The sequence below is a fragment of the Bartonella sp. AA1HLJMS genome, from assembly GCF_042197445.1.
Taxonomy (GTDB): domain Bacteria; phylum Pseudomonadota; class Alphaproteobacteria; order Rhizobiales; family Rhizobiaceae; genus Bartonella.
On sequence record NZ_JBHIRW010000022.1, the window covers coordinates 1 to 21,785 of the forward strand.

The 21,785-nt window shown below is 38.0% G+C and carries 6 protein-coding genes and 1 pseudogene; all 7 read right to left on the reverse strand.

Annotated elements, in window-relative coordinates:
• On the reverse strand, positions 1-2,366 hold a 2,366-nt coding region (locus tag ACFIQE_RS06585; protein ID WP_375706423.1), incomplete at its 3' end, for an autotransporter outer membrane beta-barrel domain-containing protein.
• 170 nt (positions 2,367-2,536) lie between these two features.
• Positions 2,537-3,263, reverse strand: a pseudogene (locus ACFIQE_RS06590) (autotransporter outer membrane beta-barrel domain-containing protein); the annotation flags it as partial.
• Between the two features lie 28 nt (positions 3,264-3,291).
• Entirely contained in the window at positions 3,292-3,420 is a 129-nt protein-coding gene (locus tag ACFIQE_RS06595; RefSeq protein ID WP_375610851.1) for a hypothetical protein, read from the reverse strand.
• Positions 3,421-3,951: 531 nt separating this feature from the next.
• Positions 3,952-7,362 carry an autotransporter outer membrane beta-barrel domain-containing protein gene (locus ACFIQE_RS06600; protein ID WP_375707413.1) on the reverse strand — a complete coding sequence of 1,137 codons (3,411 nt, stop codon included), beginning with the start codon at positions 7,360-7,362 and terminating at the stop codon, positions 3,952-3,954.
• A 444-nt stretch (positions 7,363-7,806) separates the two neighbouring features.
• A complete protein-coding gene (locus tag ACFIQE_RS06605) occupies positions 7,807-10,488 on the reverse strand; it encodes an autotransporter outer membrane beta-barrel domain-containing protein (RefSeq protein WP_375707414.1) in 2,682 nt (893 codons plus the stop codon).
• A 1,175-nt stretch (positions 10,489-11,663) separates the two neighbouring features.
• Positions 11,664-14,804 carry an autotransporter outer membrane beta-barrel domain-containing protein gene (locus tag ACFIQE_RS06610; protein WP_375707415.1) on the reverse strand — a complete coding sequence of 1,047 codons (3,141 nt, stop codon included), beginning with the start codon at positions 14,802-14,804 and terminating at the stop codon, positions 11,664-11,666.
• A gap of 675 nt (positions 14,805-15,479) precedes the next feature.
• Complete coding sequence (locus tag ACFIQE_RS06615; protein ID WP_375707416.1) at positions 15,480-21,728, reverse strand: autotransporter outer membrane beta-barrel domain-containing protein; 6,249 nt, start codon at positions 21,726-21,728, stop codon at positions 15,480-15,482.
• Positions 21,729-21,785: the final 57 nt, after the last annotated feature.

The window sequence follows — 21,785 nt, forward strand, 5'->3', positions numbered from 1 at the left end:
TGTGGAACAACAGCTCTAATTTGGAGATTAGACTGAACATCAAGCGGTATAGAGAGATTAGATGAAGGATCTAAAGGATCAGAGGACTGAGAAGGCTTTGGTTCAACAGGGACAGAAGGAGGAGAAACAGAATCTGTAGATGAAGGTGATACCGGAACAGAGGGCTTAGATGGCATAACCTCATCCGTAGAAGTCTCAACTGGAACAAATGGTGCAGGCATAGGCACAGCAGAAGGATTTTCTGGAACTGTTGGTACTGAGGGAGACGGAACTGGTGCAGAAGGAGTCAGCGTCGAATCCGTAGGGATAAATGTTTCAGACGATTCAGATCCCTCAGGCAAAGAAGGTGTAGATGGTATAAGTGGAGGCTCAACAGAAGGGGGTTGTTCAGGTGAAACAGTCTCTGTTGGTCGTTTAGAAGGAACCGTCTCTTCTTCAGATTGAGGAGGTAAAACTGTAGACGTTGGCTTAGAAGCAGTTTCAGAAGAATCTAATTCAGGACCAATGTAAACACTTTCGAGACGAAAATCCCAAAAATCACCTTCTCCAACAACCAATCTATTCTTTGGATCTGCATTTCCAGAAGAAGAACTTGGACCATAGACACGAAGTTTATATTGATAAGGAAATCCATTCACCGTAGTATAACTATTGGCTAACTTAAAAGAACTTTCCTCTGCTGTCCCAGCAACTTGAACAAGTGAAATACTTTGACTTCCTTTATTGCCAGCTTCTCCTTCTAAGGTTTTAGAAAATTTCTCCATCATGAGCAGTGTACTTCCCAAAACATTCCCGTAGATCAAAATACGATCAGTTTTTTGAGGATTAAACGAGCCGTCATTATTCACAAACGCACTCATCTTAATCTGCACATTTCCCTTTGCATTATAGGCTTCTTTATCATATTGTATCCCCTCTATTGGATTTATGTCATTTAGATTACTTCCTTTCTCAATATATACTTTTCCAATATATAGCGTTTGATAATCTTGAGATATAAATTTATCAAAAAAAATTGTGCTATCAGAAATGCTTATAGACGAAAGTAATGAATCTACAGGAAGAGATTCCTGCAAATCTGTATGTTTCCTTTTGGTGAGATACCATGCAGAGCCATTTGTTAATTCTAAGTGAACAGTTGATGCATCCTCAACACGAATACCCCCTGTAAGGGTAGAATCCTTTGCTTTCACCAATAGAGAAGAATTATTTTGAGCCTTTAACAATAAATCACCAGAGATCTTTGTCCTTTCTGTTAATTCAATGGTAGCTTCAGCTCCATAAATATCATCCCCCGTACTATAAATGGCAATACCATCAGGAACTGAAAAAGCTGTCTGTGACAAATGCAAAGATGCTTCACCCCAAACAATTTTTTCTACTTTTGAAAGTTTTTCACTCCCTACCTTAAACATATCACCCCATACATCTGGACCTAATCCATAAAAATACAGACCGTATACTCCCTCACCCTGAACAGAAATATTGTTTTTTTCTATCTTAATACTTGTCTTTTTAAACTCATTTGATGAAGCGTATTCTTGAACCAATTTACCTTCAGCATCTGCATAACCTGCAAAATTCGTAATCAAGAAGCCATGCATATCAGTGAGCTGAATAGAATCACCACGCAAATGAACATCACCACCCTGTGATATGTCAAAAGCTCTTGGAAATTCATCAATAGTTTCATTATCAACTACAATCGTATGTTTCTTACCTTTTCCCTGAATATTGGTTGTATCAATAAGATATTTTCCCCCAAATTGTGTTGAAAACGCACCAATCTCATGAAAAGTAATAGTACTGCCTGACATCCTAACGAATGCATCAGAACTACTCACAAATCCAATCCCTTTTGCATTCAAATTATCTGATACAATATCAATATTTACGCTCACTAAAGCAATATCGGTTTTTTTTCCTTCTGCACATACAGCTTGCAAACTACCTTCAATCTTCCCTCTATTCATCACAACTTGCCCGTTCTGAACACGAAAACCGGACATATCCTTAATATTTGAATTGGTTAGAACAAGCTTGCCATCATCTTTTACAGATGCACTATATAAAAATGACTGCTTTGGCCTATGCGAGATAATATTTGTCTCTAATAAATTTAAAACAGTTCCCTCTTTTTCTATAGAGAAGACAGCAATAAAATCATCTAGAGAAGAGACAGAAGGAGTATAATTTTTATTACTTATCGTATGTTTTTTACTATCGCTATATGTAAAAAAACTCCCTGATACATTACAGGAAGTTCCTAAATTATTAGGATTCGCATTAACACTCACGATTGGCAAAAAAGAAACAATAGCCGTTGTAATAAATAAAAATCTATACCCGCTTAATACATTAACCATAACTTTATTCCCAATTTGCCTTTCTCCCCTGTTAGTTAAAAATAAAAAACATTCCCCATAACATTAAGTTAAACACACTAAAAATAGCAATTATAAAACTTAAATAATCACTTTATACTTCAAAAACACTCTATAACTTATGTAAAAATTACTCTATATTTCATAGGCACCTAAAAACGATAGTATAAACCGCCTGAAAAAATAATCCCTGAAAAACCACCTTTTCTAAGGCAATGCTGATAAGTTACATCTCCATGCAAAGCAGAGTTTGAAGACAACTGAGCCTTCAATCCCATTCCAGTTTCTAGAGAAGAGCCAAAAGCGCTTATTGGAATTCATCTCCAAACCGCACACGTTGTTTTCCTCTAAAACTAATGGCAAGCTGAAGCTTGCAATTGAAAGAAACAACAAGAGCCTCTTCAGAAGCAGCAAGCATCTTTCTTAAAGACCACCAACACGCATCACCCATAAATCAAGTTTTCCCATCTCAATATCAAAACCATCAATATCAGACGCCTTATCAAACCGCACATTTTGATAAATAACCTAAACCTGCGGATCAAAAATAACCCCTTTATGCCCTGTCATAAATGACTTGCCCGCAATCAATGAAGCACTCAAAGGTGTTTCCTTCAATGTTGCTGTCTTGCCTCTTGCTTGCGTGAGAACATCCCCTTTAAATAAACCATAGGAAAAAAGGACATCTATATAAAAGCCTGTATCATGCTGCATGCTGCCATATACTGTAATAGACCATTTATCAAATGTACTTTTTTGCTTTCTTTAACATCTTGAAGTTGTAGAGAGTTTTTTTCCATTATTCTTCATTATTCCAGAGCTCAAAGTGTGATGTGTATCCTCAATCGCATTGAGCAAGACACTTGCCTCTATACCATGAACATCAGAAACCTGAATCTTACCTTCATCAAAGGAAAGAACCACCCTGCTTCACACCAAACACAGATTGAGATAACGTAGCATTTCTACCACTTTTCTTTTCGCCATTTCCTGTAATAGAACTCTTTTTAAAAGAAGTTTTATTATCTTTTGACACAACCACTGCTGATGTAATCTTCTCAGATCTCTTTAATTCTAAAATTCCATCAGTTCCTGAAAGCCTTTTTCCCCTTTACTTTTTTGCGGCTTAATAACTATGTTATGAGTTCGTATTGTAAAAATAACACCTGTAGTCCTCCTATCCAATCCACTCATATATAACTTATTACGACTTCCAAAAGTACGAGAAGCATCAACTGTATCACACGAATGCGACTTAAAAAGAGAATTACACGAGGGGTTATAATCTTCTGCACTCACATCTATATTGTGCACGAAGAAAGAAATAGAGGTCGTAAGAGAACACACACACATAGCGTTTTAGTACTTTAATCATAATTTAGTCTAAACTTCCTTTATTTTATTCATAAAAAACTGAAAAGACACACCTAGTTCATCTACTTATTATGCACCGTTACATATAATTTGTTTTGTATTATATGTAAAGTCAAAAATCAGAAAAACGACACAACAAAACCGTGTTTTGTGCTTATGTCTTTCACAAAGGATGTATTAAAGAAAAATACAATTAAAAATGATAACTTAATCCACCAGAAAAATGCGTTCCGGAAAAGCCGTCACTCGTAAATTTATGCTGATAAATCAGATCGCTATGAAAAATAATTTTGGGAGATAATTGCGAAAAAACACCAAATCCAGCTTCTAAAGAAGTCCCAAAGGAACCAAGCTGGAAGGCATCTTTAAAATATACAAATTGTTTATCATCAAAACTACGAATGAAATGAAGCTTACCATAGAATGAGAGAACATGTGCATCTTTATCTTTAGTAAATGTAAGTGTCTTCGTTAAATACCCACCAATACGCATCCCCCAATGATCTGGACTTCGCATATCAATATTAAAATTATCAATATCACGAGTCTTATGAAACTGGAGATTTTGATAAACAAACTGAACCTGTGGTTCAAAAATAAAATATCGGCTGCCTATCATAAACGTTTTACCAGCAATTAAAGAAACACTTAGGGGCTTCCCTCTCAATGCAGCCGTTTTACCTCGCTCAAGTGTGAGAACATTTCCATTAAACAAACCATAAGAGAAGAGACCATCCATATAGAGACCCGTATCATGCTGCATGCTTCCATATGCTGTTATTGTCCATTTATCAAATATACTTTCTTGACTTTGTTTAACCTTTCGAGGCTGCAAAGAAAGCTTGCCATAATTTCCCATAATCCCAAAAGATGTCGTACTGTATGCACTTTCGATTTTCTTGAGTAAAATACCTGCCTCTAGTGCATTATAATCAAGCTCACCGCCATAATCACCATATTTAAATGCAGACAAATTTGAAGTATAATGATGATGTCCACCGTAACCGCGCAAAAACAAAGCGGGATTTTCATCATTTTTCAACAACCGACCAGGAACAGTTCGCAGCGCTTGCAACTGCTTGCTTTGATTACTGATATCCATCAATCCAGCATAAAATAAGGTATTTGGCACAAGAATATAAGTCAAAACCTGTGGAACAACGACTCTCACATTTGGCTCAAAATGAGAAGAAGGCTCAAAAACAGATGCCGGAACAGAAGAACCAGACGCAGGTGGAGTAACAACAAAAGGAGTGGGTGAAACAGATGGCGGAACAAGTGAACCAGATGCAACTGGGGAAACAACAGAAGGAGTGGGTGAAACATGCGGCGGAACAAGTGAACCAGATGCAACTGGGGAAACAACAGAAGGAGTGGATGAAACAGATGACGGAACAGGTGAACCAGATGCAACTGGGGAAACAACAGAAGGAGTGGGTGAAACATGCGGCGGAACAAGTGAACCAGATGCAACTGGGGAAACAACAGAAGGAGTGGATGAAACAGATGACGGAACAGGTGAACCAGATGCAACTGGGGAAACAACAGAAGGAGTGGGTGAAACATGGGGCGGAACAGGTGAACCAGATGCAGGTGGAGAAACTGGATTAGATTCAGCAATAGCGGGAACAACAGGTGCAAGAGAGGAAAGAGGATTGGAGATCTCAAGTACAAAAACATCAGATACATTAGGTGTGGTCGTAAGATGGGAATCCCTATCAGGAGAATCTACAGGAGAAGAAAGACTTGGCTCCTGAGACTTTTGCTGAGAGTTAGAATCAATAGAACCATCCTCACCTCCAGTAATATTAGGATGAATTTTAGAAAAAGAAGGAATATCATCAGAAGAAGGGGGGACAACCAAATCAAGAACAGGAAAAACTTTAGTGGAATCAACAAATTGACTTTCAAGTCGGAAATCCCAAAATGTTCCAGAGTTTTTAAGCACTCTTTGATTGGAATCTGCCGCCCCTAAAGAAGAGCCTGGACCATAACTCTTAAGATGATACTGATAGGGGGAGGCTTCAAGTGTGACATACCCCCCCTTTAACTGAAAAGAATCTTCCATGGCTTTTCCATAAACCTGAATAATGGAAATCCCCTGATTATTACCACCATCTCCCGTCAATGCCCCTGGACTTCCAGGAATCTTATAAACATGAACTGTTGTTTTTCCTTCAAGATCACCATTGATTAAAAGCCGGTCAGTTTTTTGCTCTTGCAGAGCTCCGCCTTTATCCAAATATGCATTAAGATAAAGATTCACATCACCGTGCGCTTTATAGACAGTCCCAAATCCTTTTCCAATGAGAAGTGTCTGATAACCATTTGTTTTTTTAGATTTTAATTCTTCAAAAACAAGAGAACTATCCGTAAGATTAACCGATGAAATAGAAGAATAATCTTTTAACCTAGAACCAGAAGCATCAGAATTTTGCAATTTGTCATATTTTGGTCGCGATAAAATCCACTTTGAACCATTTTTTAAATCTATCTTAGCTGTAGAACTTTCATCAACATGTGCGCCTCCTACAAGGGTAGAAGCATCAGCCTCAATCTTTACATTAGAACGCTCAACAGCTTTCAGGAGTGAATCTCCAGAAATTTTTGAATGTTGTGAGAGTTTAACAGAACTTTCGAATTCGCGACTATAAATAGCCGTACTTTCTGGAGCCATAAAAGTTGTCTTTGTCACATGGACAGTCCCTTTTCCAGGTATAATTGTTTTTTTATCATTTAAGACAGCTTCCCAAAAAAAGTGCATACCATTAAATCCATTCCCTCTCACAAAAACATTGGAATATTTTATATGAGCAGCATTATGGTTATTCCCCTGCACTACAATGCCATGAACATTGTCGACATTAACGTTTCCCTTCTGGAAATTAAGAGAGCCTTTCCCCTGAAGCATACTAAAAGCAGAACCTTCACGATGATTATCTGTATTTGTTCCCTGTTTCCCCCTCCCAGTAATAGAAACGCCCTCTAAATTAATTTCTCCATCTCCTCCTGTTTGAACACCAATACCATCAGCAAAATCAATTTTTCCTCCTTTCATATAAATTTTTGCACCATTATGACTCAAAAGACCTATCGCATCAGAAGATGTCTTAATCTCTGTCTTGGTCAAAGAAACAAACGACCCTTTACCCCCAACACTGATCCCCATTCTGGTTGCTTTAATCACCCCATCCTGCATTTCAAAAGCTCCCTCATCATTAATATCGGCCCCTATCGACACGTTATTTAACATGGAATCAAATAGAGCAACGCCTCCCCCATTTGAGGACTTTACAGCTGTTGTCCAAGCGTTTGTTTCTGAATATCCATGTGCATTCGAAACACCGTTAATGATTATAGCCTCTCCCTCAATGACTGTATTTTTCCCTGATGCCTCTATGGCAGCATCAGAACTTTCACCCGTAAGTTGATAAGTTTTCTTGGTAATTTCATGCGTTTTACCATCATTACAGCGATAAAATGAGGCACTTTCGTTACATGAATATGGCTTCTTCTCAGAAGAAATCTCACCTGCATCAGTATTGTATACAAAGAAAAAAATAACCGTTGTAAAATGATATAAAGAGAGATGATTTTTAAACATAATTTTCTACAAACTTTCTTCCCCTTCTCTAAAAACAAAAAACACGCGTTCTGTTTAATAACTTTGGTTACGCGTGATAATTTAAAATACGTTTTGCATTTTATATATCCACCCTATGTTTTATGTAAAGCCAGAATCCCAAAATATCACAATTTAAAATTGTATTATTTATAAAAACGCGTAAAAATATAGATAGAAATAAAAATTCCACCCCAAAGCGGTGATTTCAAGAGAATTTAATAAAAATAAACTCAAAGAAGAAAAACAGCATAAGAAGCAAAAACTGCAAACCAGAAAGTCTTATCTCGTTTCTAAAAAGAAACAAACTAGCTCATGCAAAAAAACATTTTTTTAAAAAACTTATTTAAAAAGTTGCAAACAAATAATAAAAAACCACAAGCATAGCTTGTGGTTTTTTAAACAACTTACCTCAAGATGATCATCCTAAAAACGATAGCGCAATCCACCAGAAAAACTGATTCCAGAAAAACCACCTTTACTCAACTTATGCTGATAAACCAAATCACCATGAAGCGCAAATTTTTGAGACAAGCGAGCATTAAGACCTAATCCAGCCTCTAGAGAAGAACCAAAAGCCCCTAACTGGAAAGAATCTTTAAAGCGCACAGACCTTTCTTTTCCAAAATCATGGGCAAAATGAATCTTTCCATAAAAAGAAACATCACGATCTTTTTCAAACGCAGTAAGAGTCTTTATCAAGCGACCACCCATACGCACCATCAATTGATCAAGTTTATCCATCTCAATATTAAAATTATCAATATCGCGGGCCTCATTAAATTGAAGATGCTGATAAACAACCTGAACCTGTGGATCAAAAACAACACCTTCATATCCTGTGGCAATTTTCTGACCACTCATCAAGGAAACACTTAAAGGGTTACCCTTCAATGTTGCCGTTTTACCCCGCGCAGTTGTCAGAACATCTCCCTTAAACAGACCATAAGATAACAAACCATCAACATAGAATCCTACATCATGCTGCATACTGCCATAAACTGTAGCAGTCCATTTATCAAATGTACTTTTTTGGCTTTGTGCAACATCTCGAAGTTGTAGAGAAAGCTTTCCATAAGACCCCATCACCCCAAAGGATATAACACTGTCAACATTTTCAACAGTTTGTAGCAAAACACCTGTCTCTAGTGCATAGTACCCTAGATCTCCCCCATAACCATATTCAAGCGCAGATAAATCTGAGGCATAACGATAACTTCCACCATAGCCACGCAAAAATGAAGCAGGATTTTCACGAATTTCCAACATTCCACTAGGATTAGTCCGTACTGTCTCTAACTGCTTGTTTTGATTGCTGATATCCATTAAACCAGCATGGAATAAACTATTTGGCAAAAGCAGATAAGTTGGAACCTGAGGAACAACAACCTTAACGCCTTGCCTAGAATGATGCTCACCACCTAAACTAAGTTTAGAACTCTGAGTTAATCTAAATGTAGTATCAGAATCAATAAATCCATTTTCGAGGCGGAAATCCCAAAAATCTCCTTCACCTTCGACTAATCTTTGAGACGCACTCGCTCTTCCTAATTCAGAGTTTGGGCCATAAGCATGAAGCCTATATTGGTAAGGTAGACCGTCCAATGCAATATAATCACCATCCAACAAGAAAGAATCTTTCTCCGCTATTCCAGAAACCTGAATAATCGAGATACCTTTGTCATTTCCATAACGCTCCGTACCACCTCCTGGACTTCCTGAAACACCATGCACATGTACTATCGTTTTTCCTTCAATATCACCATGGATTAAAAAACGATCCGTTTTTTGATTCTGAAGAGCCCCCCCCTTATTCAAATAAGTGTTGAGATAAAGATGTGCATTACCCTGTGCTTTATAAACTTCACCTGTTCCTCTCCCAACACGAAGGGTTTGATAGCCATCAACTATGTTAGTTTCTGGTTGTTCAAAAATAATAGAACTATCAATAAGATGTATTAATGAAATTGATGAAACACCTATAGAACTAGGAACTTGCAAATTTTTATTTTTCGGTCGTGATAAAATCCATTTTGAATCACCTCTCAACCGAAATTCAGCAGAAGAACTTTCATCAACATGTGTCCCCCCTACAAGTGTAGAAGCATCCACTGAAACCTTCACAAAAGAGCCATCCTCAACCTTCAGTAATAAATCTCCAGAAAGTTTGGAATTATCCAACAGCCTAACAACACCACCAGATCCTCTGCTATAAATAGCTGCACTCTTTGGAACTGTAAAAGAGGTTCTTGTCAAGTCAACAATCCCTCGTACGGGTAAGTTCGTTTTTGGAAGACTTCCGAACATCTCTTCCTCACCCGCAAAAATATAAAAAGAATAGGGATACTCGTGATCTTTCATTTCCTCATTTCTGTCTCCTAGTCCCTCCCAAAAACGCAACCCATAAGACGTATTACTTTCTACCAAAACCGTAGAATCCACGATAGTTATAAAGACACCCTTCCCATCGATATTATTCCCATGCATTGAAAAACCATGAGCATTGGCTAGATTAACTTTACCTTTCTCAAAATGGATAAACCCATTAGACGCATGAAAAGCTGAATTTTCATTATGGTCATCTATACCCATCCCCTGACTACCTTGTTCGGTAATAGAACTACTCCTTAAATCGACCTGTCCCCAATTTTTTATTTTAACTCCGATACCCTTTGTAAAGTTAATCTCTCCTCTTTCTATAATCACTTGTCCATATTCACTCGCCACGACCCCATACTTCCAAAAACTTTCTTTTGAAATAACAGCACTTGAAGCATCCTTAACAGTTATATTTTTCCCTAAGAGAAGCGTTTTTCTTCCAGATGCTTGTATAGCAACAGTTTCATTCGTATTTTCATCAGTTTTTTGATAATTTTTATTGTAAAAGTAGTGTTTTTTACCATCATTACACCGATAAAATTCACTATTCATACTACATGAAAATTGATCCTGATTATTTTGTGTCTTACCATTAACGCCAGAACGATCTTGTACCCCAGTATTAACAACAGCACCACCTTGAACCGTAGCATCAACATTGTGTGCACAAAAAAGAAATGCTGTTGTAAAAGTACATAAGGAAAAACGATTTTTAAATAGATTGACCATAATTACACCATAATTTTGCCCATAAAAGTAATACGTAATGTATCAAAAAACTTAATAAAGAGAAAAAATTAATACGTTTTGGATTAACTGCGCAGATCTTATTAATGCTTTTTGTGTTTTATGTAAATATGGAATTTAAAAGTTACTAAAAATACAGTCTAAATCTATTTTTTTATAAGGGATTTGCAAAAATATAACTGAAAATTAGAGAAAAATCATCTTTAAAGTTGTTATTTAAAAGCAGCTTTAAGGGATTTTTGTACATTAAGAATGCCTATTTTAACTGTTGTTTAATCAATACCCAAAGCGTGTATAATTAATATTCGAGATAAATATTATATTGAAACAATGGGCACTCGTAAGCAGACAAAACTGAATATATGCCAAAATTGAGAAGCAAAGCTATCACATACAGCTGTTTTAGGCAGTATTTATGGAAATACGAACTAATTTAGAAAGAGGAGGAAAGTGTAAAAATTAAAATCTGTTCCGATTTTTCCATCTCTTTTCAACATTTTAAAATATTCAGAGCCGTATCTAAAAGGTGAAAATGACATATAATTTTATCTTTTTATTTATCACATTCTTTAAAGAAAACGCATTTTCAAAAAATAATACGTTATTTATGTTTCTAATCCACCAATTTTCTCAGATATATTTCATATTTCCATCTCCATTTCATAACGACAGCAGATATAATATCAAGTTTATCGGATACAGCCCTCATTGCGCCTGAGTAGCATCTTTGTCTTTGTCAATTTCTAATATTGTAAATCCTCTCCTCTTAACATAATCCCCCAAATTATATTGACTCCTTTCTTAAACGATTATCCACTTGCTAATCTTACATATAATAGACAAAGGAATGCTTTTTATGGATTCATCATAAGAGCATTGAAAATATTTCAGCGCCCTAAATTAAAAAATATCTTTATAAATCAAAATATTATAAATAGTATAATAATCACTCTGAAATACGCATTTTGAAACAATAACGTACAAACTCTTCAGACTTTTCAAAAAAACGAAAGAAGTCCAACCTAAAAGCATATTAAAGATAAGCAAAGTCACACTCTCGTAAAAATGCTATAACACAAAATGAATAGATAATGAAAAAAAAGCCACAAGTATAACTTGTAGCTTTTTTGAAAGATTAATCAAAAACAGGAACAACACTAGAAATGATAACGCAATCCACCTGAAAAACTCGTTCCAGAAAAACCAGCTTTCGTTAGTTTGTGCTGATAAACCAAATCGCCGTAAAGCGCAAATTTTTGAGACAATTGGGCATTAAAACCTAATCCTGTTTCTAATGAAGAACCAAAAGCACCTAGCTGGAAAGCATCTTTAAAATGCACAAATTGTTTTCCTTCAAAACCATGAGCAAGATGAAGCTTGCCATAGAAAGAAACAACCTGAGCCTCATCAGTAACGACCAGCCTCTTTGTTAAACGCCCTCCAACACGCCCTACCCACTGATGAAGCTTTCCTAAATCAATATCAAAGCCATCCACATCACGCACCTTATTAAATTGAAGATATTGATAAACAACCTGAACTTGCGGATCAAAAACAAAACCGTCTTCCCCCACCATAAACGTTTTACCAGCAGTCAATGAAGCACTTAAAGGGAAACCCTTTAATGTTGCCGTCTTGCCACGTGCAGTTGTTAGAACATCACCTTTAAACAAGCCGTAAGACACAAGACCATCAACGTAAAAACCTGCATCATGCTGCATACCACCATATGCCGTAACTGACCATTTATCAAATGTACTTTTTTGACTCTGCTCAACATTCAAAGGTTGCAAAGAAAATCTCTCGTAAGCCCCGATAACTCCAAAAGAAGTGGAACCATACATATTTTCGATTGCTTTCAGCAAAACACCTGCCTCTAGTGCATTATAATCAAACTCGCCGCCATAACCATATTCAAGCGTGGAAAGATTTGAAGTATAACGATGATTGCCGCCATAACCGCTCACAAAAAAGAGAGGGTTTTCACGACTTTCTAATAAGCCCCCAGAAGTAATTCGCAAAGCTTCTAACCGCTTATTTTGATTGTTAACATTCATCAAACCAATATGACGTAAGGCATTAGGCAAAAGGAGATAAGTCGGAACCTGCGGAACAACAGCCTTAACGCCCGGCTTAGGACGAGGATGAGGCTCCGGAGCTGGTTCTGGAGAAGGTTCTGGTCCCGGAATTGGCTTAGGAGCAGGATCTGGTTTAGGTTGAACATCAGAATCTATAGACCTACTTTCAAGGCGAAAATCCCAAAATTCCCCGTTACCTTCAACTAATCTCTGATCCATACTTGCTTTTCCAAACTCAGATTCTGGACCATAACTATAAAGCTTATACTGATAAGGTAATTCGTTTAAGGCTACATAACCACCTTCCAACTGAAAAGAATCTTGCTTTGCTTGTCCAGAAACCTGAATGATTGAAATACCTTCAGCATTCCCCCCCTTTCCCGTATATCCTCCTGGACTTCCTGCAACTCCATGCACTTGGAGCTTTGTTTTTCCCGAAACATTCCCATGAATTAAAACACGATCCGTCTTTTGATGATCAAGAGCACCACCACTATTCAGGTATGTATTAAGAGAAATAGAGGCACCGCCCTGTGCTCTATAAACCTCACCCTTTCCCTTTCCAATACGAAGGGTTTGATAATTATCAACAGAAGAAGATTCGTGTCTTTTAAAATTAATAGAGCTATCACCCATAAGACTAACGAGTGAAATAGAAGAATCATGTGCAGCCCCATGTTGATCTTTTTGCAGCGGTTGTTGTAAAATCCATGTAGAACGACCTCCTAAATAAAGTTCGGCATTAGAGTCTTTATCAACGTGTGTGCGACCTTCAAGCGTAGAAGCATCAGCCAAAACGATCACAGATGCCCCTTTCTCAGCTTTTAATAAAAAATTCCCTGAACGAAGAGTGCTTTTCATCAAACTCACCGCACCAGAAATAACATTGCTGCCATAAAGAGCGGTATCGTCTTCAACAGAAAACTCTGTTGTATCCAAATTAACAACTTCCAATCGTGGTGGAGCTTTTTCTTCCTCTAATGAAATCTCTTCTTTTTTACCTCCACCTTCGCTCCATGGCTTCTCTCCCTGAAAATAGATACCATAAGATCCCTCACCCTTTACTGTAATAGAAGAAGACTTAAAGTTAGCCTCGGTCACATAAAAGTTATTCGATAAATCTTCAGCTTCATCTTCAGTTTCAGCTTCTGTTTCAGATCGTTCTGGTACAACACTAAAAGGCTTGACGGGATTTTCTAATAATATACCATGTGCACCCTCAACCTTAATAGTCCCCCCTGTAAACTCAACACGCCCCCCTTCATCCATTAAAAAAGCTGCATCATTTTTGTCTTTGTGGCCCTTTCCAGTAAGAGTGACACCATCGAGAATCACCGTCCCTCCCAACATCGCAGAAATCCCATGACTGTTGGTAAAGTTAACCTCCCCACCTTCCACCCAAATATCTGCCCCGCTATAACTGGAAAGACTTGCCTTCCCATCACGCGTATTAACTTTTGCACCCTCTAAAATAACCAATGAATTCCCCACAGCTTCAACAGCCCTATCACTGTCCTCTATAATCCCCTGCTTTACCTCAATGATTCCATTATGAGCAAAAAGAGCTAACTTTGTATTTTTAAGCGTCGTTTTTTTCAAAACAATCTTTCCATCATCGGATACAGCCACACCACGCAAAAAAGATTTATCAGAAATTTCACTGCTAACAGTTACATTTTCTCCATCAACTCTGGACCCTATCCGCTTCACCGTTACAGCAGTAGGATCATCAGGATAGTTGGAAACATTTTCGTTCGTAATTGTATAAGATTTATTATCAATTTTAGATTCCCCGCAATTATCGCATATATAATATAATCCACTATAGTAATAAAACCCAGGATTTACTCCTCTTCCATCAGAGTCTGCATCTTTAACAGAGTTATCTACATTTTTCTGATATCCATTCCATCCATCCACTCCACTAAGCTTACGATAATTATTTCCTCCACGAATACCCTCATCGTTATTGCCAACATTAATCATATTAGAAGGGTAATAATTATCCCCACTCTCTCCACTAAGAGGAAGCTTATGCTTATTACTCCCGCTAAGCTGAGGAGAAGAATTAGCAGAGACAACTGGGATAACCTTTATAACATAAGGTTTACTATCCTTCCCCTCTGCAGCCGCATACACTTCTCTTCCATTTTGAAGCAAAGAGAGGATAGCTGTTGTACAAGCACATAAACATACATGATTTCTAAAAACTTTAATCATAGTTCCCTCGAAACTTTCCTTCCCCTCTCATTAAAAACAAAAGCACTTACAAAACACCCCCTTGCACACCTCAAAAATACGAAAAGTGTAACAAAAGAACATGCCTCATGCTTATTTGAACTGTGCAATGAATTATCCCAATAAATTTGGCAAAAGCTCTACGCTAAAAACCATCTATAAGAGAATAACAACAAAACACAATTTATAAGTGTATAATGCATTCTGTATTTCGTGTAAAGAAAAAATGAAACCAGTGCGTGCAATTAATTAAAAACACAATCTAGCCTTGTGAACTTTAAAAATTAATCCACAAAGAGATGAATGAAACAATGATTTAAATCCGTAAAAAACAAACTCTCAAAAACGAGCTTTAGAAAACATCAAATATTATATTAGATAATATCAATACAGTATCAAAAAGGATCACGTAACGCATACCGGTCTGCTGAACGCTTAAAAAGCCGATAAAAGCGAAGCACTCTACCGCATCAGTAGCAGCATAAATTTTAAGAAAATTCGCTTTAACGGAGAAAAGTGCTCTCATACACAAAAAAACTATGTTTTTTTGCTCAATCAAGAAGACGAAAATCTTTTAAAGACAACACAAGTTGTTACAAATAAAAAAGGCAGCACAATGTGCTGCCTTTTCTAAAAAGGTACATAGTGTACCTTATATTAAAACTGATAACGTACTCCTCCAGAAAAACTTGTTCCCGAAAAACCAGCCTTATTAAGCTTATGTTGATAGAGAATATCAGCATGCAGAGAGAACTGTGGCAACAATTTGGCATTAAAACCTAATCCAGCCTCTAGAGAAGAACCAAAAGCTCCTAACTTGAAAGCATCATTGAAATGCACAGACTGTTTTCCTTCAAAACCATGAGCAAGATAAAGCTTACCATAGAAAGCAATAGCATTCACGCCTTCAGAACCTGTAGGAATCTTGGTTAAGCGTCCACCAACACGTGCTACCCACTGATTAAGGTTACCCATTTCAATATTAAAATTGTCGATATCACGGGCCTTATTAAACTGGAGATGTTGATACACAACCTGAACCTGCGGATCAAAGACAAAGCCCTTATATCCTGTCATAATTGTCTGACCACCAGCTAAAGAAACACTCAAAGGATTACCTTTTAATGTTGCTGTTTTACCCCGTGCAAGGGTGAGAACATCACCTTTGAACAGACCATAGGATAAAAGACCGTCGACATAGAAGCCAACATTATGCTGCATGCTACCATATACCGTAACAGTCCATTTATCAAATGCACTCTTCTGGCTTTGCTCAACATTCACAGGCTGCAGAGAAAGTTTTCCATAAGTTCCCATAACGCCAAAGGATATAGCACTATCAGCATTTTCAATAGTTTGCAGCAAAACACCTGCCTCTACACCATTATAACTAAGATCACCTCCGTAACCATATTCAAGTGCGGACAGATCTGAAGCATAACGGTAACTTCCACCATAGCCGCGCAAGTATAAAGCGGGATTTTCACGAACCTCTACCATTCCTGTAGAAGTCATCCGCAACGTCTCCAATTGCTTATTTTGATTGCTAATATCCATCAAACCAGCGTGGAATACACTATTAGGCAAGCTGAGATAAGTTGGAACCTGTGGAACAACAGACCTTACAAATTGTTCAGGAAGGGCAGCAGATCCAACAGACTTAACATACTGATTTTCTAAACGGAAATTCCAAAATTCTCCACCATCCTTAACAAATTTCTGCTGAACATGCTCCTGTTTCGAAGTCGCTTCTGGAGCATAAGCACGAAGGGTGTATTTGTAAGGTGAGTTTCTCAGTGCAACATAATTGCCATCGAGTTGGAAAGAGTCTTTCTTCGCTTGACCATAAACCTGAATAATTGAAACAGTATGAGCAATCTTGGCATTCGCTTTACCATCTCCTACATTGCCCGCATCACCTCGTACATGTATTTTTGTTTTTCCAGAAACATCACCATGAATGACAAGCCGATCAGTGACTTGCTGATCACTCGGATCACGAGGATTTAAACGTGCATTGAGATGAATTACAGCATTACCCTGTGCCGCATAAACAGTTCCTTTCCCATTTCCAATATGGAGAGTCTGATATTTTCCTTCAGATTCCGAAGGTGCAAAATCAATAGCACTATTTACAAGACTTACAGAAGAAATGCATGAATCCACACATCCTGAATCTAGAGTCCCCAAATTCCTCTGTGCACTTCTTTTTAGAATCCACTGTGAATTATTAGCCAAGTCTAATTTTGCATAAGAATTTTTATCAACGCGAACACCGCCTGTAACAATAGAATTATCAACTGAAACCAATATGTTCGAATCATTCTCAGCTTTTAATAACAAGTCACCAGCAAGAGTTGTTTTATTTTCTAATGAAACACGACCACCAGAATTATTACCATAGATAGCTATACCATTTGCAACTTCAAAATCAGTTTTTTTCAACGAAACTGTCCCTGTTATGCCTATAGGTGTATTCTCCTGTTTGGATACAGCGCTCCGCTTAGCAACGCCTGTTTGCGCAGTTTCTAGATTCTGACTTCGATTTTGTTGACTCGCTTCCTTCTGTGTTCCCCCATCAAAATATATGCCGTAGACTCCGTCGCCTTCCACTTTAACAGTAGAAAACTCGATATTTACGTAATTCATAGTAGGACGAACGTCAGAAGATCTCCTTCTCCTAGAAGAGCCGGTCTCAACCACATTATCATCAGACTTTATAATCCACAAAGCATGAGCATCAGTAACAACATTTCCGTTCTTAAAATCAACAGAAGCATTATCACTCAACAGAAAAGCTGCACGCTCAAAGTTATCTACAGAATCTAACTTACCCTGTCCTTTTTTCGCAGTAATATTAACTTTGTCTAACTCAACGCTTCCCCCAGCTTCTGACCTCACAGCCACACCCTTTTCCAAAGTAATAGCCCCAGAGTCCATAAACACCTTACCAGCCTGACTTACCAAACCAGCCACAGCCAAGTCCCCCGTCACGTTAATTCTCATATCCTTTAAATTAACAGATGATCCAGAACCCGCCAAAGCGCCCACATAATGCGCATTAACTGATCCACCAGTCATCATAACCTTTCCACCATTTTGAGCTTCAAGCCCAATTACAGAAGATGTAATTGTTGAGTTTTTTTCCAAAACAACTTTTGCATTGTCTTCTGCAAGAACAGCACTCACAGCCTGTAATTTAGTAAGATCAACATTGCTTTTGTTATCATCCTCCCCCATAATTGTAGCATTCTCTAACTTAATAACTGTATTTTCATTCCGTGCATGCATAGAATGTTGAGTTTTATTCTTTGCTTTCAGTGTAAGACTTGTCACTGTATGTGATTTACCATCACTACACAAATAAGTAGTCCGTGATCCCTTCTCTCCATTATTCATATCATCACATGTAGAAGAAATCGCTTCCTTACCAATACTATTAGGCGGAACAATACGTCCAACAGATCCATTAGGAGGTGTAGAAGATTTCTCAGAAGAAGGCTTTATGGAAGCTGCTGATTTTATAGATGGAAGCTTATTCGATATAGTATGCCCAGATGATACAGAAATCCCATCTGTCGATATCACTGAAACCCTATCTGGATCAGATCTCCCAAGTGAATTAGCTCCTGAAGGTATTAAATTTAACGAACTTCTACCTCTAGATGAAGGAGATGAATTGGACGAAACAGTATATACGTTATGCCCAGATGTCTCAGATCTTGCAGGATTAGTAGATGCCCTCTCCTCAGATACAGTAGGAGTAACAGGAGACGTAGTAGAAGAAGGAAGAGACGGTATAGTTTCAGATGTTCTAGCCTTCCCCTGATCAGTAGATGCGCCCCCCTCAGATACAGCAGCAACAGAAGACGTAGCAGAAGAAGGAAGAGACGTCACAGCTTCAGATGTTCTACCCACCCCCTGATCAGTAGATGTGCCCTCCTCAGATACAGCAGCAACAGAAGACGTAGCAGAAGAAGGAAGAGACGTCACAGCTTCAGATATTCCAGCCCCCCCCTGCACAGCAGTTCCCCCCCCCTCAGATATAGTAGAAGGAACAGAAGGTGTAGTAGAAGAAGGAACAGACGTTACAACTTCAGATGTTCTATCTCCCCCCTGATCAGTAGATGCGCCCCCCTCAGATACAGTAGAAGCAACAGGAGACGGAGTAGGAATAGACATTACAGCTTCAGATGCTTCACTCTCTACATCATAGTATCCTTCATATCCACCGTCTGTATGACCTTCATCACCTGTCTCAGTTCTATGAATTCCAGAATTCACACCAACTGTATCAGAATCACCGTAACCTACTATAGTATATCCTACTTCATTTGCATTCTGTCTAGGATCTTCACTTCCATCAACAGCAAGAAGATAAATACCTGTACTTCCATCACTTGTTACCAGTTCTTCATCATAACTGAAAGTTCCCCCCAGAGTATAAGGATTCGGTTCTCTTCTTTCACTCCCATCAACAGTCTCTTCAGTTGTCAGGGTATGTAGAGAAGGAGATAAAGGATCTGATATTGTAGAGGGCTCATTTCCAGCCTCTTCATGACTTACATCACCTGTATCAGATCTCCCTAAAGCGCCTGCTCTTGAGTTAACACCAGAGGCGCCTGCAGGAACAACATCTCTTGTACCAGCGGCTTCCTTTTCTTCTCCGCTAACCTCAAAATTATCAAAATACTCAAAATTAGAAACTGTATTAAATAAACGAGGAACAGCCCATGTGTATTCCGCTAAGACTATTTCTGATGCCAAAGGAGGTTCTGCCTTAGTACCATTTGCAGCTTCTATTTTACTTTCTAACCGGTAATCCCAAATCTGTTTACTTTTTACCAATTTATTATCGAAATATTTCATCTTCGAAGGAGTCGTTGGACCGTAAGCACGAAGGATATACTGATAAGGTGAACCGCCTATTGTAACATACGCATCATTCAGCGTAAAAGAATCTTTCCTAGCCTCGCCATAAACCTGAATAATTGAAATACTCTGAGGTTTATAACCTTGAGCACTCTGATCTTGTTGATCATCACCATTTTGTCTAATTGGAAGCACATGCACCTTAGTTTGACCAGAAACATCACCATGAATTAAAAGCCTATCAGATAGTTGAGAATCCTCTGATGCATCAGCCGGCACAAATGCACCGAAATAAATATGAGAATCCCCAGAAGCGGTGTAAACTGTGCCCTCTCCATTTCCTATGCGAAGCATTTGATAACTATAATTTTGTAAATTAGCACCATTTTGTAAAGGCAAAAACGAAATAGTAGAATTGTCAAGTTTTACAAATGAAATACATGAATCCTCGCAATTCCCATTATTATGCTTCGCAAATCTACTTTTCGTTAAATGCCACTTTGATTCATTGAACAAAAAAAGCTTACCCTGAGAACCTTTTTCAACATAAGCTTCACCTCTAACTATAGAATCATTAACAAAAACCGACACCTCAGAAGTAGATAGAGCTTGTAAGAATGAATTACCAGAAACATTCGATGTGTTATCTATAAGGACAGAGCCTCTCATATGATTACCTACAATGGCTGTACCATCTGGCACATTAAGAGTAGTTTTTTGCAAAAGAACTAAAGACTCCTTATTTTGTAATTGGGCACTTTTTATTTGGCTCTGTTCTGAATCATCGGATTGATTATCAAGATATACGCCTATAGACCTTTCGCCACTCAAGTTAATAGTTGAAGATTTTACAGAAGCCCTAATCCTAAAATCCACTTCATCGGTTCTTTCATCGGTTCTTTCTGCATCGGTTCCTGTCCTTGTCTTTTGTCCTAAAATTTTGGGTATAAGATAGTTAGCATAGCCCAAAGAAGAAAGAAACTCGACACTGGGTTCATCTATTTCAATACGCTTCACTGTTGTATTACAATTTCTTGCATCATTTTTAGAATCTTCAGCATCATTGTCAAAGGCCCATATACCAACAGAATTTGAATGACTAATGTTTCCATTTTTAAAGGAAATAAAACCTATATCTGTAGATAAAAAGCTACTCAATTGCTGTGCTGCAGCGTTAGGTTGCTGTCCTGCAACGTTAGGTTTACTTCCATTGATTGTAATACTAACACTATCTAGTTGAATGATTCCTCCGTTTTCTGCCACAACTACAGTTCCACCTGTCGGTACAATAACCTTCCCCAATTTCATGTCTATTACTGATCCAGTGCTAGCACGCAAACCAGTTGCATCATCTAAAATAGATTCCTCTTCACTACCTCCCTCCCCCTGTTGGCCCGACACATTAATCTCTGTATTACGCAACAGAATAAGTGATTCATTCACAGCCTCAGCACCCATAATTGCATTATGGATTTTCCCTTTTTCCATAACGATCCTTCCACCATATGAAGCGTAAAGCCCAGTGTCAAAATCACGAATCCATGAGCTTTCCAATTTAATCACTCCATCTTCTGATGCAAATACAGCGCTCCCATACTGCGGCGTTGTATCCTCCTTAACACCTGAACTAGGTTGATTCCTAAGAGATGAAGAGTACAATTTAATAATCGTCTGTTTAGTAGTTTTTGCTGATCCTTCAACAACATTTCTTTTATTAAAATCAACCATTCCCGCTGCTACAGCATTAGCACCCTCCTTCTTCACCATAACCGTACTATACTTCATTGAGTGTTCTTTTCTATCACTACAAACAATAGGTGATAAAGGCTCAAAAAAACTTTTATAACTCGCTACATTACATGCATTGGCAGCAACACCACCAGGAACAGCACCAGGAACAGCACCAGGAACAGCACCAGGAACAGCACCAGGAACAGCACCATTCGCTATAGAAGCATCAACACCTTGTAAAAGGAAAAGAGCACTCGCTGTCAGTGCGTACAAACGTGTACGCTTTTTAAATACATTGATCATATGTCAAACTTTCTAAATAATGTTGCAAAAACACTAGAATTAAGTGAAAATGAGGTA